This is a genomic window from Chitinophaga filiformis, from assembly GCF_023100805.1.
Classification (GTDB): Bacteria; Bacteroidota; Bacteroidia; order Chitinophagales; family Chitinophagaceae; genus Chitinophaga; species Chitinophaga filiformis_B.
This window is the reverse complement of record NZ_CP095855.1, coordinates 1,883,948-1,901,998: the sequence shown is the minus strand read 5'-3', so window position 1 is coordinate 1,901,998 and position 18,051 is coordinate 1,883,948. Positions and strand designations below refer to the sequence as shown.

15 protein-coding genes are annotated in these 18,051 nt (G+C 45.5%); 6 read left to right on the top strand and 9 right to left on the bottom strand.

Features of this window, described 5'->3' with window-relative positions:
* Positions 1 to 5: 5 nt before the first annotated feature.
* The gene (locus MYF79_RS07850; protein ID WP_247813320.1) at positions 6 to 410 is read right to left on the bottom strand and encodes a glycine cleavage system protein H; all 405 of its coding nucleotides are present in this window, start codon (positions 408 to 410) and stop codon (positions 6 to 8) included.
* Between the two features lie 94 nt (positions 411 to 504).
* Here MYF79_RS07850 and MYF79_RS07845 point away from each other — a divergent pair, with 94 nt between their 5' ends.
* Positions 505 to 1,221 (top strand): Crp/Fnr family transcriptional regulator, encoded by a 717-nt coding sequence (locus MYF79_RS07845; RefSeq protein WP_247813319.1) that lies wholly within the window; start codon positions 505 to 507, stop codon positions 1,219 to 1,221.
* A gap of 299 nt (positions 1,222 to 1,520) precedes the next feature.
* On the opposite strand, the gene MYF79_RS07840 is transcribed toward MYF79_RS07845, so the two are convergent.
* The 5 genes from MYF79_RS07840 to MYF79_RS07820 form a co-directional block, all read right to left on the bottom strand.
* Complete coding sequence (locus MYF79_RS07840; protein ID WP_247813318.1) at positions 1,521 to 3,662, bottom strand: DEAD/DEAH box helicase; 2,142 nt, start codon at positions 3,660 to 3,662, stop codon at positions 1,521 to 1,523.
* Positions 3,663 to 3,664: 2 nt separating this feature from the next.
* Entirely contained in the window at positions 3,665 to 6,526 is a 2,862-nt protein-coding gene (locus MYF79_RS07835; protein ID WP_247813317.1) for a BREX system ATP-binding domain-containing protein, read from the bottom strand.
* Between the two features lie 82 nt (positions 6,527 to 6,608).
* On the bottom strand, positions 6,609 to 6,941 hold the full coding sequence (locus MYF79_RS07830) for a YegP family protein (RefSeq protein ID WP_247813316.1): 333 nt from the start codon (positions 6,939 to 6,941) through the stop codon (positions 6,609 to 6,611).
* A 13-nt stretch (positions 6,942 to 6,954) separates the two neighbouring features.
* Positions 6,955 to 8,088 (bottom strand): SUMF1/EgtB/PvdO family nonheme iron enzyme, encoded by a 1,134-nt coding sequence (locus MYF79_RS07825; protein WP_247813315.1) that lies wholly within the window; start codon positions 8,086 to 8,088, stop codon positions 6,955 to 6,957.
* Between the two features lie 29 nt (positions 8,089 to 8,117).
* Complete coding sequence (locus MYF79_RS07820) at positions 8,118 to 9,059, bottom strand: caspase domain-containing protein (protein ID WP_247813314.1); 942 nt, start codon at positions 9,057 to 9,059, stop codon at positions 8,118 to 8,120.
* A 240-nt stretch (positions 9,060 to 9,299) separates the two neighbouring features.
* Here MYF79_RS07820 and MYF79_RS07815 point away from each other — a divergent pair, with 240 nt between their 5' ends.
* Positions 9,300 to 9,770 (top strand): hypothetical protein, encoded by a 471-nt coding sequence (locus MYF79_RS07815; RefSeq protein WP_247813313.1) that lies wholly within the window; start codon positions 9,300 to 9,302, stop codon positions 9,768 to 9,770.
* 271 nt (positions 9,771 to 10,041) lie between these two features.
* On the opposite strand, the gene MYF79_RS07810 is transcribed toward MYF79_RS07815, so the two are convergent.
* Positions 10,042 to 10,194, bottom strand: a complete 153-nt coding sequence (locus MYF79_RS07810; RefSeq protein WP_247813312.1) for a hypothetical protein — start codon at positions 10,192 to 10,194, stop codon at positions 10,042 to 10,044.
* A gap of 248 nt (positions 10,195 to 10,442) precedes the next feature.
* On the opposite strand from MYF79_RS07810, the gene MYF79_RS07805 reads away from it, so the two are divergent.
* The 4 genes from MYF79_RS07805 (at position 10,443) to MYF79_RS07790 (ending at position 14,213) form a co-directional block, all read left to right on the top strand.
* Entirely contained in the window at positions 10,443 to 11,264 is an 822-nt protein-coding gene (locus MYF79_RS07805; RefSeq protein WP_247813311.1) for a sensor histidine kinase, read from the top strand.
* Positions 11,261 to 11,938, top strand: a complete 678-nt coding sequence (locus MYF79_RS07800; RefSeq protein ID WP_247813310.1) for a response regulator transcription factor — start codon at positions 11,261 to 11,263, stop codon at positions 11,936 to 11,938. Before MYF79_RS07805 ends, MYF79_RS07800 begins: the two co-directional genes overlap by 4 nt.
* 236 nt (positions 11,939 to 12,174) lie before the next feature.
* Complete coding sequence (locus tag MYF79_RS07795; RefSeq protein WP_247813309.1) at positions 12,175 to 13,374, top strand: T9SS type A sorting domain-containing protein; 1,200 nt, start codon at positions 12,175 to 12,177, stop codon at positions 13,372 to 13,374.
* A 47-nt stretch (positions 13,375 to 13,421) separates the two neighbouring features.
* Positions 13,422 to 14,213 (top strand): hypothetical protein, encoded by a 792-nt coding sequence (locus tag MYF79_RS07790; protein WP_247813308.1) that lies wholly within the window; start codon positions 13,422 to 13,424, stop codon positions 14,211 to 14,213.
* Between the two features lie 101 nt (positions 14,214 to 14,314).
* Here the strand turns inward: MYF79_RS07790 and MYF79_RS07785 are convergent, their stop codons facing one another.
* Together MYF79_RS07785 and MYF79_RS07780 are read right to left on the bottom strand one after the other, a co-directional pair.
* Positions 14,315 to 16,111 (bottom strand): glycoside hydrolase family 36 protein, encoded by a 1,797-nt coding sequence (locus MYF79_RS07785; RefSeq protein WP_247813307.1) that lies wholly within the window; start codon positions 16,109 to 16,111, stop codon positions 14,315 to 14,317.
* Positions 16,112 to 16,138: 27 nt separating this feature from the next.
* A complete protein-coding gene (locus MYF79_RS07780; protein WP_247813306.1) occupies positions 16,139 to 18,025 on the bottom strand; it encodes an alpha-L-fucosidase in 1,887 nt (628 codons plus the stop codon).
* Positions 18,026 to 18,051: the final 26 nt, after the last annotated feature.

Sequence of the window (18,051 nt, the reverse complement as noted above, 5' to 3'; positions counted from 1 at the left end):
TCTGATCAATTGGCAACTTTGGTGCGTATCAGTTTCTGATAATGTTCAGGTGAAAGCAGCGGCTCCTGGTTATAGATCTTTACCGGAGTTACGAAGAATAACCACCCATTGTCCTGTGGACTTTCCAATATAAGGTTCAGATCACCGGACAACTTCTGATTTCGTCCAAGATATTTACAACTAAGCGGAGCACATACCGGGATCACCTGTTCTGTTGTGTGAATTTCAGCGATAACAGCGCCTTTCTCAACCGTACCCTTAGGATTATGCCATTTTACATTAACTATATTCTTAATTCCTTTTAATCGATGGGCTGAAATACCTACGAAGCCAACAGTACCATTAAAATCAATCCACTCATGATTGCTGGTGAAATTAATTCTCGGGCGAGAAACAGTTGATATTTTCATATTGCGAAGGTACCTTTGATAGTATTCGAATGCACTGATACTTTTCAATTAAAAAACTGTAAAAGATCACTTTTCACCACATAGGTTTACTTCTATGAGTTTAGCAGGTCTCTTTCCCATCGATAAATGGAATTTCAAATCGCACTCCATATTGAACAATCTGCCGGAGGATGAGCATACTGATCTCTTTTCACATATGCAGGAACAGCGATATGGCAAGGGGGAGGTCATCTTCAGGGAGGGAGCTGTGGCTTCCGGCATTTTCTTTATCAAAAAGGGAAAGGTGAAGAAGTACCAGGTGGACCAGACCGGCAGGGAGCAGATCATATATGTGGCCAATACCGGGGAACTGATCGGATACCATGCAATTCTGGCGGAGGAATATTACCCTGACTCTGCCGCTACATTAGAAGAAAGCGTTATTTCATTTATTCCCAAGGAAGATTTTACAGCTGTGCTGGAAAGATCCATTGTATTACCCCGCAGATTACTGAAAGCACTCAGCCACGAATTCACTGTACTGACCAACAGTATTTCTGTATTTGCACACCGCTCTGTAAAGGAAAGGCTGGCCATTGCCTTAATTGTATTACGTGAAAAATTCAAGGCAGAAACACTACCAGGAGAAGAAATAATGATCAACCTTTCCCGTAGTGACCTTGCCAACATGGTCGGTACGGGCAATGAAAATATTGTCAGGATACTTACAGAGTTTAAAGCTGCCGGTATTTTGAATTCGCAGGGCAGAAAGATCTGGATCACGGATGTGAAGGAGCTGATCAGGTTGTCAGGCTATGGGATTCAAGGGTGATTGTAATATGCGGTGTCCCGCATTTAGGTATAGTCGTTGTGCTCCTACAGCAGCACTTTCGATCAATTCCAAAATAATCATATGGATTCATCTACGCGATTCGTTGTGGCAGCGGGCACTTCCGCGGGAGGCCTGCATATACTTAAACAACTTGTTGTCAGCTTTAGTATTGATGGAGATGTAGCATAAATTGTGATGATGCATCTATCGGGTAAGCCGGTTCATAATGTACTTTTTAAGGAGGTTCTCCACGCACATAGGGACTATGCGCAGGGAATGTTTTGTGTTTACCTGCAAGCTTAGTATTCAATAGTGACGATGTTGAGTTCACGAACGAGCCCTGCGGCGTCCATACCTTTTTCTATTATGGTCCTCGTGGCTAAGGCATCTGGCAAACACGCCGAGAATTTTGAAAACCACTTCGGAGCTGTGTTGCTTTCGAGAAGATTTACGATATCATTTTCCGTTTGATCTCTGAGACGCATCATAAGCGCGTAGGCTGCTTCTATTGACATTTGATTCATGTTCAACACTACCTTTTGGTAATCGTAACTACCTTCGCCTTCCGAGCAAGACTTGAAGATGATATGGAGCGCTCTGTTGATCTTATCTCCGGCAAAGGTCCATAAATGAATTTTTCCCGATCCCCCAGCAACTTCCATTATCCATTTCCTCTTTTCCCATCCAAGATAACGATGAGCTTCTCTCTGCGCACGAATCACCATAAAAGCCTGATAGTCAAGAAATTCAATCGTTTCATCTCCCATCAAAAGCCGGCCAACTTCCTGTGCCAGTTCGAAAGGGATATCCGGATTATTATAGGTATTCCACTTAGGCGCAATTCCCGTTTCATTCTTTTGTACCATGACCTGTTGTTGCTCATGGTCTATTTTAAGTGTGTTCCATTCCTGGCCGCCAAGCACAAAAATAAATGGCAGCTGCTGTGTTCTGGCAAATTCTGAGTCGAGCGTTCCGATCACTTTCTTACCATCAACAACATTGTAAATAGGACCGGTGTCGAAAATCGCAAACAATCGCCGGTAGTTTGCACGAAGAAATTCCTTCTCACTTTTATCGCCAGTCAATAGTACATTTCCATTTACACGTCTCAAATACTCTTCCTGTACCATGTGTGCAACCAGCATATCCAATTCTGCGCGGGAAATCTTTGAGAAGCAGAAAGCCTTGGAAAGGGTCGTCCAGATCTGTTCCGCAGTAGCTCCTGCATGCTGAATACAATAACAAATAACCTGGTGGGCCAGAATATGAAAGGCCCTCCGGGGAAGTAAAATAGCTTCCGAGCGCCCTTTCATTCCTAAGCTTACACAGCCGGTCAATAATACCAGTTCACCCACATCCGAACATAAACCGCGAAAAAACTGCGGGCGGCCCGCTCTGCGGCCTGTTCTTCCCACACGTTGTAAAAAGGAACCTGAGCTGTTTAAGCCCCCGATCTGAAGAATCTGATCCAGCTCTCCAATATCAATTCCCAACTCCAGCGTCGAGGTGCTGATGATCGCATTGAGCGATTCTCCGGATACATTTTTGATAGAAGCTTCTGCATCCTCTCTTAACCGCTTACTTACGGAAGAATGATGTGTCTTCACTTTAACAGGAAACCGGCCAGGATGCTCCTGGTTATATTGATTAATACGGGCGGCAGTATCTTCTGTTCCCGTTCTTGACCGATCAAAAACTATAGACTTTTTTCTCACCAGCAAATTGTACAAATCACGCTGCAGGTCTCTGCCATCTTCTACAAAGAAACGGATCTCAAAATCCTTTTCCTTTGTGTTTTTTCCTTCAACCCTGATACACTCCCCACCAGACCTGCCTCCCATCAGCCAATGTAACAATTCATCCGGGTTTCCTATGGTAGCAGTAACCGCGATCCTTTGAGGCTCATGCGGGAGATACTCCCCTATCCTTGCAAGAAGGGACATCAGGTGAGATCCTCTCTCCGTCAGCGCAAAATAGTGTGCCTCATCTATCACAATCGTCTCAAGGCTACTGAACACGGCTCTCCAGTTCCCCCTTCTGAGTAAAATTGCTTCAATAGATTCAGGAGTCGTCAGGAGAATGTCGGAAGGGAAATTCATTTGCCGGACCTTATCACCCTGACTCACATCGCCATGCCATTTAAACGCCTCCATGTAGCACTTTTGGGCATATGGCAACACTCTAAGTGCCAGGTCATTGAGCAGGGCCTTGAGAGGTGCTATATATAAGACTTTAAAACCGGAGGTTTTCCGGGTTGCAATTCTGGTTAAAAGTGGAAATAGTACGGCCTCCGTTTTACCACCGGAGGTGGGTGCTTCAATGATACAACTCTTCCCCTGGTAGATCGGATCAAATGCTTTTTCCTGGATTTCCGTCAGGCGATCCCATTTCTGGTCCTTAACAAGGTCCTGTAGTCTTGGATGCAATTTATGGATGGACATATCTAATTATTTGAAGACTCAGATACTATTTCCAACATCGACTTTTTCAGGAACTGGGAAAGACTGACCCCTTTATTTTCTTCGCAAAGATCCAGCATCTGAATAAATTCCCGCAGAATCGGCCTCGGTTTCCGGTCAATATTCTCTTCGCCGAACACCGTCCACTCTCCGATCAGCCTTAAAATAGACTCGTCATCGGCGAACTGCCGTGCATCCCACCCATAAGCGATACCATACAGGTCACGCACTTTAAATATGACATTTGCCAGGCGTTGTGAATCCAGTGCCTCAAGACTGATGATCGGCTGACGTACGGTTTTGTAATTCCCGTAGGCAAACGGCGTAAGTACCCGGTCTGCCAGTGCTTCATAACTTTTCAATCCATAACGTTCATCCTCAAAAAATTCATCAGTACCGGTAAATATAACAAGCCCGCCGGGCAAGGCATTGCGCCCCGCTTCATCTATGAGCAGTCGCAGCGTTTCCAGGGCAAGCTCACGCTGCCGGCTATGGGGGAATTTCCGTATCAGTTCCAATTCATCTACCAAAAGAAGCAATCCTTTATATCTGGCGCCATTAATGATCTCCAAAATTGCACGCATTCTTGGGAATACATTACTCGCCTCTAAAGTACCCTTTACACCAATATCCCTGAGGGCCTGCGAAGAAAGCGATCTGCTGCCCATGATCCAGGCTACCGCATTCGATACGAGCTCCATATCACCATTCACTTTTCCGTCGTAAAAAGCACGAAGCGCCTGTGCAAAACCTGGCTCTATATCATTGAAATTGGCCAGCTCAACCTCGATAGATTTCTCGACAATGCGGGTGAGGACTGCATGTGCTCCTTCCTTTGTCAGGTCTATACCTTCCATTTTGGCCGTCCTATTATGCACATTAAGCAGCCAGGATTCGAGTATATCTACCAACGCACCTGAATCGGTTTTCTCCGGTGTTCTCAATCCGTTGATCATTCCTGAAAAGAAAACCGGTAAATCGGACAGTGGCTGATCGTGACTGATATTAATGGAGGAAACCGCAAATTCATTATTTAAGGCGAACTCCTTTAACCATGAACACAGAAAAGTTTTGCCCGCCCCATACTGTCCCCTGATGAACTTAAAATGAGACTTATTCTGATTGACCTCAAACAAGATGTCTGTAAGATGAGCTCTGGCCGTCTGCTGCCCGACCATTACAAGGTCCAGGTTATTTTTAGGTACTACCCCATGGCGTAGTGCATCAATGATATCACGCGCCGCCCTTTTCTCCAGGATCTGCCCATCCGCAATATCATTGGAAGTCCATTGATAGATGTTACTATTTTGTACGCTTTTAATTTGTATATAAGGCTTATCATCCCGTTTTAACCTGGCAATTAATTCTGCCATGTGCGCCTTGTGGAGGAACCAGCCAAGTTTATGCTTCGTTACAATTCTTGACAGATCCTGCTCTGTGATGGATTTTGCCTCCTTCAATATTGCCAGTACAATCTTCTCATCATGCCCCAGATGAGGATATTTCATATCGATTTCACTCCAGTTTGCTGGTAAAGCCGGCGATTCAATCGGGGCCGGTATTGCCGGCTCCTGGGACGGAACGATAACAGCTGGAATACCTGCTATGTCCGGAACGTCCTGATTTACCTGCAAATCGCCCTGAATTGAAAAGGGTACATAATCAAGAATGCGGTCTATCAGCTCCTGCTTGGAACCGGATATCAATAACGTCAATTTCCTGCATAGCTGAGACAGATCATCTTTCCGAAGGAAGTTTAATATGGAACGTTCTGACTTATAGCTATCCAATATACGTTTTACTTTTTCATCCTTTGTGCCACTGGTCATAAGCCCATTGTGATGCAATACATCGTATAACTGCTGCCCGGTGAGCAACGTCAGTACCCTTGTATATACTTCCGGTGCCATTTCCCTTACCTCTGGTTCCGGAGAAGGAGCCGGTGCCGAATCATCTTTGTCAGGGAGCAGGTCCTTATCCTGATCGAAGAACTCAATAATATTAGCAATAACAGTACTTTTAAGCCCGCCCATCGGAATATTCTCCTGGCGGCAGACCTCGCGCAATTTTTCAAGTTGAAAGATGTTCAACAATTCAGTTGCCGGTATTAGGGCGTCAAGCAATCGGCTAACTATTATTTCTTTCAACCCGCTTACATTAAGATGGTAGTATGTAAGCACGTGCATCAGCTCTTCACGCGTAAAACAATTCAGCAGCCTTTTATAGGCGTCGTCAACCAGTTCTATACCAAACGCCTTACGGACCTGTATTGCCACTTCATCCGCAATTATATATTTATTGTCGTGAGTGAGCATAATACCTGTTGCAAGCAGAAAGTTCCTTGTCTGATAATACTCTTGTTCAATGTCCCAAAGATTAATAATAGCGGCATCATGCATTAATACAAAATGCTCACGATCCCATATGCCAAGCTCCGCTTTCACCAGCTCAAGAATATTGGCTTCACTTTTATCAATGATACCATCATTTTCCATGGCCTTCTTCAATATCTTAACATATAGTATAGGGTTCTTACCAGGGGAATAATTGTTCTGTGCTACCCTTGCCGTCAGTTCCTTTACATACTCCAATACCCTGGTCCTGAATCCTTCAATTTCAACCATGAAAAAAGGCGATTGCAGGATGAGGTTCAATATAGCAAAGGCAGGAGGCCTTGCATACTGGATCTTGTCAGAAATATAGGACTGGGAACTTAGGGCCGAAATAATTTCCTGCACGATCACCGGTTGAGGCAATCTTAAACTGATCGCCTCATCCACTTTATCAGCGGATATCTGGTCCAGCAAGGCAGTATCATAAGTTTCCAGAATATTCACGAGTTTCATATGGCATTTATTTGATTTGAGTCAGGTAACATATTAAAGTAGGAAAGGGGAACGAAAGTGCCTGTTCGCTCCCCCATTGATCTTAACTCAGATCATCGACATCTGCACCGGGCGCGTCTTCTTTCACTGAATCAATTCCGGCGTCGCGGCTTTCGGCAGATGCATAGCTCTGGCTACGACCAATCACCTCTCCGTTACGCGCTTTCAGTACAAACGTGTAACTGTTGTTCTGCCTGCGCTCATATCGTTGCTCATCCGGAGCGTTTAGTTTGACGGAGGTAATACCGTCTTTACAGGATTGCTTGGCGATATAGCCTTCACTGCTGAGGGTAATCTTTCCATTGCCAGCTTTCAGGTGAAAATAATACTGGCTGTTAGCGGGGCTTTTGAAGATCTCAAATTTGGAATTTGACATGTTGCTTGATTTATTAGTGGTTATTCCAGGCAACCCTGAAACCGATATAGGGGTTCCGGATGTCGGGATGTTCTTTGGTACGGTAGGTGAGGGCTAATTCATTCACGGGGCTAATTTTACTGTTATAGGAGCCACCCCTTACAGCTTTCCATATGCAGGAGGAATCAAACCAGTTGTCACACCATTCTGCTACATTTCCGGTCATATCATACAACTTAAATGCATTAGGTTGTTTCGAACCGACTGTTACGGGTTTTTGCCTGCCATATACGGCCACCTTCGCTGCGCTATTGCCACCACTGTACCTCCCAGCCTGGCCTGCGCTGGCGGCATACTCCCATTCGGCCTCCGTGGGGAGCCGTCCATGTACCCATTTGCAGTAGTCGAGCGCTTCATACCATGTTACGTTCCTTACCGGACCATCTTCATAAGATGAGGGAGGTTGCGGCGGAAACCCCTTGTTCTGGCTATCGCAAAACTTCCTGTATTGGGCAACGGTTACCTCGGTATTGCTGATATAGAAGGTATCGATGCTACGTTTAAATAAAGTTTGAGGGGCATTGTTTTCGTTGGATGACATGGCAGGTACCTCTGCAATCCGTATCTTATCCGTTTTTGGCGCAGGTAAGTGCGACCGTGGTACAGGCCTTGACTTAAAATAGACAATCAAGGCAATGCTGATCAAAACAAAGGGCCATAAGTAAATCCGGAGTTCAGCCCGCAATTCCGCCCACTTCTCTATCTTTATCTTGTCCCGAAGAATACGGGCAATTTCTTCCGGATTACCTTTCCAGTCAAGGTATACAAGATGTTTTGAAATACCATCTACCGGTGTATCGTCTAACCTCAATGGCAGCACATACTCTTTACCTTTTACCATATTGGAAACGGCTATCTGCAGTTCCATACTTGACCAGTATTTCTCTACGTAGATGCGGCTGGTTATTATTAATACATACCTGGCATGTTTGCCGTAAGCATCTTTTGTGAGATTGATGATGTATTGCCCCCAACTGCGGGCAACATGATCTTCATAATAGTAATAGCTTATTCTCTTCTTCTTTAGTTCCGCGATGATTTGCTTTGCTACATCTTTGTCTTCCTCGGCAACGGAGATAGCTACATCATACTTAAACAGCTTTCTCATTATTCAAAGGAATTTACATATTGCTGGAGTTATATTCTTTTATTGGTGAGCAGCTTCCAATAGTACATTCCCATGGAGGTCAGGCGACAGCTTTTCCTGTTAATGGCAGCCCAATACATATATTCCTCGCCCACAGGCTCAACCAGTCCAATCAACTGCATTCTGCGCAGGATCTTAAATATGTTGATATTGTCGCTATCAGGGGCTTCAGCGGTATATTCATAACTCGGATCAAGGGGGTACTCGCTGTCTGCATGCTGAAAATATTCCGTCAGTTTTCTCAGTTCAGATAAGGCGACAACTGGTTTCACTTTACGCAGGCTGACAGTATGGGCTATATTCGCCTTAAAGACCGGACGTTGTTCCCATCTGCCCAAGGCTTTGTCAATGTAACTGTAAATATTACCAGGAGTTACTTCACCTCCTATATCAGCCGCTCCCCCTTTCAGCGCATCGACAAGTAGCCTCGTAAATACGCCCTGTCCTGATTTTTCTACAGACACCTCTGTGTCACGGCTGGAGGCCAGTATAATAACCCCCTCTTTCAGGAAGGCCGTATTAGTGCCGGTTACTGTAGTAGTACCCATTGCCCCCGCATGGCAACAATCAAGGATCACTATTTTATGCCTTGCATTTGACCGGCTCACGATCTTCAGTATTTCATCCATTGAAATACCTTCATCATAGCGGCTGAAATCGGGCGTGACAATGTAGCCGCCTATATCTGTAAAATATCCATGGCCTGAAAAATAAAAAAGACCGATTTCATCGTCGCTTTTAAAAAGGTCGGCTATAAGGGATTTAAGGACAGACCTGGTCTTTACGTTATTGCTGACCATGACATCAAAATTGGGGGATCCATCTGCGTTTGTGTCTAATAGCCTGGCCACTTCCATTGCATCATTTACACACCCTTTTAACTTAGCGCTCCCGGGGTATTCGTCGATGCCGACAACCAATGCTTTTCTCATGGGGAATGAATTGAGGATAAGAAGAATCTCTGTTTGACAACACAAAGATTACAAAGCCCCATGAAGGAAAAAACCTGTATGGAGGGGGAAAAATCCCCTTTTTTCCGTTACCGGATAAACCCCTTTGGGACGGGGAGGATTTTTCCTGTATTTGATCTGAGTTGAATTTTGTAAGGGATTGAAGCCATAGTTTCGCAGTGGTAAAAATTCCTACTCCACTATTTTTTTAAAACTCCAATTATGCAACACCATGTAACAGTAAAGCCCCTTCCTTTTTTCTACGTGGGGCAAAAAACAACAGCCGACCGGATCACCCGATTCCAAAATCAGAAACACAATGTTTTAAGTCAGGCATTAGGTAAGCCCGACACCAAGTCTGTGTGGTATTCGAAAGAGCATTTCGTAAAATTGCTGGAAGAAATTGACTTTGCCGGGGGAGACGGCATCAGGATCAACTTTGGCACCTACGAGGACGGCCACCAGTACGCAGGACAATTATGTCTGCTCTTCAATGTTACCAGGGAAAAGGCAGTGGGTAACACTACCATACATCACAATGTGGTGCTGGAAAAAGAATCAAATTTTTCAGAAAGATCCTCCCTGCCAAGAGAGATCATTCTATTCCCCGGAGACGACCCTGCTGAAGATGTAAAAGATTTCAACCTGGGACTTCCTTGTCCCCCACGCTGCGACGACAGTTTTTATGAATAACATTCAGTAAATTGAGTAAATGCAGCGTATACTAAAATATGAATACCTATTTCTTGTACCATTATTGCTTAGCGCCATTTTTAGCCTGAAAAGTTTCCGGCAAAAATGGCCTAAGCCATATAAGTTGCTTTCGGTATTAGTAGTACTATCACTGTTAACCGAATTAAGCGCATTTCTTTGGCGGTTGTATATACATAAGCTATTCTTCTGGGATTATTCAAAAAATAACTTCTGGATCTATAATCTTTTTATCACAATCCGGCTTGGAATTTTATTGGCCGTCTTTTACCTTATTCTGGATAGCCCGCAGATAAAAAAGCTCATTCCACCTGTGGCGTTCATGCTGGTAACATTCGGCATACTGAATTACCTGTTTATTCAGGGACCATTTCAGTACAACACGTATAGCGTAATCTTCGCTCACATACCCATTATTATTCTATGCCTTTTATATTTTAAACAGTTATTACAGGAAACCAGAATAATTGTGTTACATAAAGAACCATTGGTTTGGATGACGTTGGGAATATTTATATACCACGCAGTATCCCTCCCATTTCTGATAATGTTGGGATTCCTGAACATGCAGCAATCTAATTTGTCTTTAATGTTCCTGCCGATCAATGATACGTTCAATCTATTAATGTGCACCTGTTATTTAATAAGCTTTTTATGCAAACCTCAACTCTCGCAACCGCACTAACGATTATAATTTCCACCGCTATTGTTCTTTGCCTTAGCATTGCTATTATCTATTTCCTATTCCTTTATCAGCGGAAAAGATTCCGACACCAACAGGAACTAATAGAGATACGCGAGGCCTTTAATCAGACCCTGCTGCAGTCCAAACTGGCGATCCAGGAGCAAACCCTTGATCATATTTCCAAAGAACTACATGCCAACTTCAGCCACCTTGTGTCGCTGATCAATATCAATCTTTCTGAGATCCTGCCGCAGAGCCCTGTAGAGCAGCGTGAAAACATTATTGAAACGAAGTCGCTGGCCAAACAGCTAATGAGTGAATTAAAGGCGCTCAGCGCTAACCTGAATACGGACCATATCATACATATCGGCTTTGTAAAAGCATTGGACAATGAGTTGAGCAGACTTGCTAAAACGAAAAAATATGAAGTTATCATTGCCAAAACCGGTGAAGAGTACCGGATGTTACCGGAGCATGAAATTATTCTCTTCCGTTTGTGCCAGGAAGTATTAAATAATGTAGTAAAGTATGCAAAGGCATCAAAGGTGACCACATCCCTTACTTTCACGCCGGAACAGTTTGCCCTGACGATAGCAGATGACGGTTCCGGATTTAATGTAGAAGAAGCCTTAAAACTGATCGGGGAAAAGCAAAGCACCGGGCTGCTGAATATCCGGAAAAGGGCGGCGCTTATAAACGCGGAATTTAATATTGCCAGCCGGGAAGGAGAAGGTACCTTAGTATCTATAAACATTCCACATCCCGAAATACTTAAATCCCTTGTGATATGAAGAACGTTACCTCAACACCGAACACACTGAATATTGCCATTGTTGACGACCACAATCTTTTCCGCAAAGGACTGATCAAACTCATTAATCTCGGTAACATCCAAAACAAGTACAATATCCTCTTTGAAGCGGATAATGGACATGATCTCCAGGGAAAGATGAGACATGCCCCATTTCCTGACATTATCCTGATGGATATCGACATGCCGGATATGGACGGCTTTGAAGCGGTAGACTGGTTACAACGCACACATGCTTCCGTAAAAGTATTGGTGATATCCATGGTGGAATCGGATGAGGCCATTTTGCGTATGCTGCGGCTTGGGGTAAAAGGATATCTGTCCAAAGACATCGAAGTCGAAGATATGCACCGTGCATTGGAGACCATTGCCAACAATGGCTTTTATTACTCCGATACTGCAACAAAAGTCATGAATTACAATTTAAATGGTACAATGAGCCCAAATAAAAACGCTGTATACCTTTCAGAAAATGAGAGAGAATTCATTAAGCTTGCAGCTTCTGAACTGACCTATCAGCAAATTGCCGAAAAAATGAACCTGAGCCCCAAGACCATTGATGGCTATCGCGAAGCACTTTTCCAACGCCTGAAAGTAAAGAACAGGGTTGCATTGGCGCTTTATGCTGTGAAACACGGTATCGTGCAGTTGTAGATGAGTAAATTTAGCCAGGACAATACTCAATTTCTGGCATTGATCAGATAAACATCTTATATCCCCAAAGACCTCATTATAGAATATAGCGATCATTTACCAAACTAAAAAATTTGCTTTTCATTAGAAACTCGCTAATTTAACATTAAATGCAATCGATTGGTAAAGTGAAGCAAACGTTTACTTTTTAGATAAAGTTTAATCCCTTTTTTCCTGTCACCCTCAAAATTTCCGCTATGAAAACATCCCTACGATGCTGCAGCATTGTGCTGCTTTTATTTTTCATGTCTACCCATCTGCGTGCCCAGGTCACGTTACGGGCGGATGGTCCCGGCAACACATACGAGCTTATTGAAAGCGTTTTAGGCAGCGGTACCGCCGGAGAAGTACCCGACTGTGCCCACGCTTCTTTTGGCAGGCATATTACAGAAGTATTTGACAGCCAGCTTAACAAAAATGTGTTTGTATTCCACATTCACGTAACGCCCGACAATGATCGCTGCAATGGCAGTACTGACCGGCAAAGGAACGAGATTAAAACCCAGAGCTCCTCCCCTGCCAATGTCAAAGGCTCATTGAACGAGACGGTTACTTACCGCTGGAAATTCAAGTTAGATGCAGGCTTCATTCCTACATCCAATTTTTGCCACATTCATCAGATCAAGGCTGGCGATGGTGACGACGGCGCTCCTATCATTACGATTACACCCCGCGCCGGCAATCCACAGAAGCTGCAGATCATCCACAGCACAGGCAGCGGTGGCACCGGCGGTGAAATTCACAGTGTAAACCTGTCGTCATTTAAAGGCGTATGGGTAGAAGTATTTGAGAAAATAAAATATAGTACAAGTGGCTCTTATCAGGTAGTAATAAAGCGGGTAAGCGATGGCGCTACACTGCTTTCCTACAGCAACAGCAATATTAATATGTGGAGGGGTGGAACTACTTTCTGCCGTCCTAAATGGGGCATTTACCGGAGTTTGAACAGTATATCACAACTTCGCGATGAACAGGTGCGTTTTGCCGATTTCTGTATTGCAGAAGGCAATGCATCCTGTCCCAGTGAGGTAGGCGGTGGTAGCGCTAATCAGCCCGGGCCCGCACTTAACGGAAGCAGTGCTCTGCTGACAGAAGCGCCGCCTGCATATTCCCCTGTCAATAAAACATCGAAAGAAACAGCCGCGCTGACCCTGAATGTATTTCCCAATCCCCTGGGAGAAAACACAACTATAGAGATTAACTTAAAACAAGCCGGACCAGCAAAGGTAGAAGTATTTGATATGCAACAGCGAAGAATAGCTCTGCTGATAAATGCCCACCTGCAGGCTGGTATACACCGTACAGTGTTCAACGCAAAAACTGTTCCTCCCGGCGCCTATGTAATAAGTGTACAACACAATGGGAAAGTAGCTACGAAGATGATCTCAAAACAGTAAGCCTACCTTTTATATCACGTTATCATTCACTGATCAAACCAACAGTCATGAAAATCCAGGCAACAACTAACAATGCCATGCATCTGCTATGGCAGCTAAAATCAATGCTGACATTGTCTGTCATCATTATTCTCACCGGCAGCTGCCAAAAAGAGGCGCAAGCGCCTGATAAGTCTTCCGCCGCTTTATCCCTAGCGCAACAAACCGCCAACATCAATGGAGATGTAACAATTGCATCTGCAGTGGGTAGCGGATGGGTGGCATATTCCCCTACCAAGAAAATCCACCTGGACGATGAGAACGGTCTGCAGATCTTTAACTGGACCTCTTATAAGTCGGTCGGAAGCCCCATCTGTGCAGATTACCGGTACGATGATGGTACAGAGACCTTCCGCATTGTAAACAATAAGTCCAACCGCTCAGAAATACGGCTGCAGAATGAGTATTCTACGGGGAGCCGCCAGTTTGAGGGCTACGTCACTTTCAATGCCCCCCTGGACGATGAGTCACTGATGCAGATCTTCGGCAGTACAGAAGGAGCTACCCAGCTGATGATCCGCGGATATGCGGCAGATGGAGGCTCCATCAGGGGAGCCGGCCAGACATTGGCCACAAATGTCTATGGAAAGGAAGTGCATATAAACGTCATTCACCTGCAGGAGGACAAGGGCAACAGGATCAAAATCTATATCAATGGCGTTAAGAAGGCAGATATTGCAGATAATGAAGCGGTCACTAACTATATGAAGTATGGCAATTACGGTACACTAAGGACCGGTACTGCTACTGTGAAATGGAGAGGCGTGAAAGTATACAGAGATGGTACCGCTCCTAACTGAGGTCTTCACAAGGTTACAATCCGATCAATAAGAGTGTTCATATCCAACGTTGAAATACCTTAAAGTCGGACTTTGGGGTATTTCAATGTTGGATATGAACGCTATTCTTTTATTTCTACTACGCTTCCGTCATGCGCCCCGAGCATCGCCGTGTACTTACCTGAGAACTTCCCCAGGCTTTTGCCTGTCCAATGATCAACAATTTCGCAGGGCCGGTCCAGTTGAACGGAGATCGATTTCGCAGTACTATCCCAGTTCAGCAAGACGAGGCACTTACCATTGGGGGCAGACAACCTGCCTATTTCAAACTTCGTGTTTTCAAAGGCAGCAGCATGTGCAGCCGGCGGCACCGTTTTCCGCAATATATTCAGGCGTTTGGGTGAAATAGTGGTCAGATCGTCCCCACTCAGTAACATACCTCCGGTACCATATATCAGTGCAGCGTGGAAGCGGAACTCATTATCCGGCATTTTACCAGTCAGCAGCAGGCAGTCGGGATCATTCCACCACAGCCGTCCATTCTGCCAGGCACGGTACAGATTTTCCCTTCCTGAGCGTTCAAAAACCGACCATTGACGTTTGATATCCATGGAGCTGCGGGAGCCGTGTATTAGGCCTAGCGAAGGCCATAAGGGGTGATTACAGCCCAGTATGAAGGCGTCTCCCGTTCCCTTCAATATAGCTTCCATACCCCGGCGATAGGCTTCCACACGGGTAGCCTGCCTGTCGTAGAAATAACCACCGTGTATAGCGCCCCAGAAATTGGCATCCAGTTTAAAGTAGGTACATCCCCATTGATCACGCATGGTGCGGAACAAAGCTTCGAGGTGCTTTTGCACGGCAGGATGGGTGCCATCCAACACATACCAGGGCTTAAGCCGCCAGCCGCCGAATGTCACCAGGTCACTACGCAATGGTTTGCCGCCGGCATCTTTTACCAGCCAGTCGGGGTGCTCTTTGTAGATGGTTGAATTGCTGTCGCAGATAAAAGGCGCCACCCATATGGCAGGCTCGAAGCCTTTGCTCTTTATGCTGTTCAACACCGGCTGAATATTACCACCGAATGACTGACCAGTTGATAACCAGTCGCCCATATGCGGCTGGTAACCGTCATCTATCTGTATGTATCGCAGGGAGGGTATGTTTGCTTTGATATAGTCCAGGTTATCATAGATATTCTGCGCCGTTACCCGCGGTCCGAAACAATACCAGCTGCACCAGCCTGTAGGCGGCTCTTTAAAGCCCAGGCGCGGATGGTGATGATTGATACGCGTGGCAAATTTCTCCAGCAGGTCATTCCCGTCCCTACCCTTCAGCAAGGTCCATTCTTCGAGTTGAAAGGCTGCCCCCGGATCCAGGGTCAGGTTTTCCAGGTCCATTACTACCTTGATGGTATCTGCATTGAGATAGAACTTACCTGCAAAGCGCCTGCAACTGGTGAACCCGGCCAATAGTTCCGGTTCTCCGGCAGGATATAGACGTAACAGGTTGTACACCGCGAGGTAGCCTGCAGGCTGCGGTATTTTGTAGTGACCTTCATCAGTATAGTTGCCCAGTACCTGGGGCTTTGCAAGCGTACCGCTCGTCTGCGTCAGCATCTGGAACCCCTCCGCATAAAATGGCGTATTGGCCGCCAGTATTTTACCGGCCTGTGCGAGTATTACTTCCCGGATGCGTACTGGCGTACTACTGGTGTTTACAATCCGCGTGGTGCAAAAATCACCTTCCCAGGTACGGGAGAGCTGCACAGTAGCAGGCGCCATTGCTCCATTGGCCAAAATAACAATGCCTTTACTGTTCTTCAGGGCCTGCTGGAATTGATCGGCCGAAGTGGCATACAGGTCTGCTCCTGCCAGGAGGCCAATTAATAAAGAAGTTAGAAAAGGTTTCCTGATCATTATCTGCATAATTTTTTCTGTCGGCCATTAAGGCACTAAAGTGATCTCAAATAATTTCATCAATTCCTTACCTGTAATTTCCCCGGGACGTATGCTTAAGGTATGAACACCGGCGGGTAAAGACAGATCGCCTAAAGACTGCGTCATGATCTTATCTGCAGAAGATACTGCCTGGGTCTTCCCAATGAGCGTTTTCCCATTTACTGTTACTATGAATTTATTTTCACCGGTAGTGGAATCTGCTGCGTATTTAATATTCGTGCGGAACCGCGCAGGAGCCGTGAGCCGGAACGTCCAGCTGACATACTGATCTGGCTTTGTCCAATTATACACATAATATTTCGGGGCTTTGCCATCTCCATACAGAAATCCACCGCCATGCAGTGTGCCATCGAAAGCCCGCAGTACATTGGGGAGCGAATTGCTGTCCAGTACACGGATACTATCGGTCTTTACATCTTCCATGTCCAGTACTATTACACTATTCATCGAATCGCTTGCTTTAGCCGGCAGGACAATTGTGATATCCCGGTCGTTCACCCGTTTTACCATCAATGCCTTTTGCTGCCGGTCTGCCAATAACCAGGCTTTGCGGATATTGCTCTTTAATCCGCCGACATACAAAAGGCCTCTTTCCGGCCAGTCGAATACATGCAGGTACAGGCGATTACCTTTGCGTGTGCTTTCGCCCCAGGGCTGTAAAGGCAACGGAGACGCACTAGTACCATAGATGCTTTCTCCGTTCGTTTGCATCCAGGCCCCAATACTATGCAGTATAACGGTATCGCGCGGATCTATCAAACCATTGCCCATGGGCCCTATATTCATCAGCAGGTTCCCTCCCCTGGCGGCAGCTTTAGCCTGCAATCGTACAAAGAACCCGGCCGGTTTATGGCTATTATCAAATTTGGAATAGCCATAGGATTCATTCGTTGTGGGAATGGCCTCCCAGTCGCCGGTAACGGGATAAAATTCTGCAGGGCGATCCGATGTGTTGATATAATCACCGAAGGAAATACCGGCAGAACGGGCCAGGCGGCCATTTACAACCACATTGTTATCTACTTCACGGATGGCTTTCAAGATGCGGATATTCTCACTCAAAGGTAATTTGCTGGGAGTATCAAACCATAGTATATCCGGATGGTATTTGCGGATCAATTCCACTATCTGGGGTATGGCTTTTTCGTTCACATACTTCACGGCCTTAGGCAGTTTTTCCGGATGAACATCGAACCAATTCAGGCCACCATACAGGCGTTTATCTCCGGCAGGATTATCGTAGTCCCAGTCATTGCCTGGTGCATCCGGATGTTCCCAGTCAAAAGCATGGGAATAGTAAAATCCGAAGCGGATGCCATACTTTTTACAGGCGGCAGATAACTCCTGCATAGGGTCCCGTTTAAAAGGGGACGCACTGATATTGAGATCGCTTACCGCAGAAGGATACATGGCCACTCCGTCGTGATGTTTGGAAGTAATGACCAGGTAGCGCATGCCGGCTGCTTTTATCATTCTTACCCAGGCATCCGCATCGAATTGTTCAGGATTGAATGTCTTCAGTAGTCTCTCCTTATACACTTCCCGGGGGATCCTTTCCTTACGCATGAGATGTTCTGCATAACCGTCCACTTTTTTACCTTCCCATTCTCCACCTGCAACAGAGTATACTCCCCAGTGAATGAAGCAACCAAACTTGGCTTCCCGCCACCACGCAATACGGGCTTCATGATTTTCCATACTGTGTTTCCACCAGCCATTCAGGGCTTCATCAATAGCCGCCTGATCACGTTCAGCGCCTTTCTGCAACAGGAGGCCCTGTTCATCACCTTTATCAGCAGAAGCAGCCAGCGTTTGTGCCTGGAGCCTGCATGACAGGATGATAATGACTATACTTAAAAATATGTTCCTCATAGTACTATATTTTATGCGTGCTACAC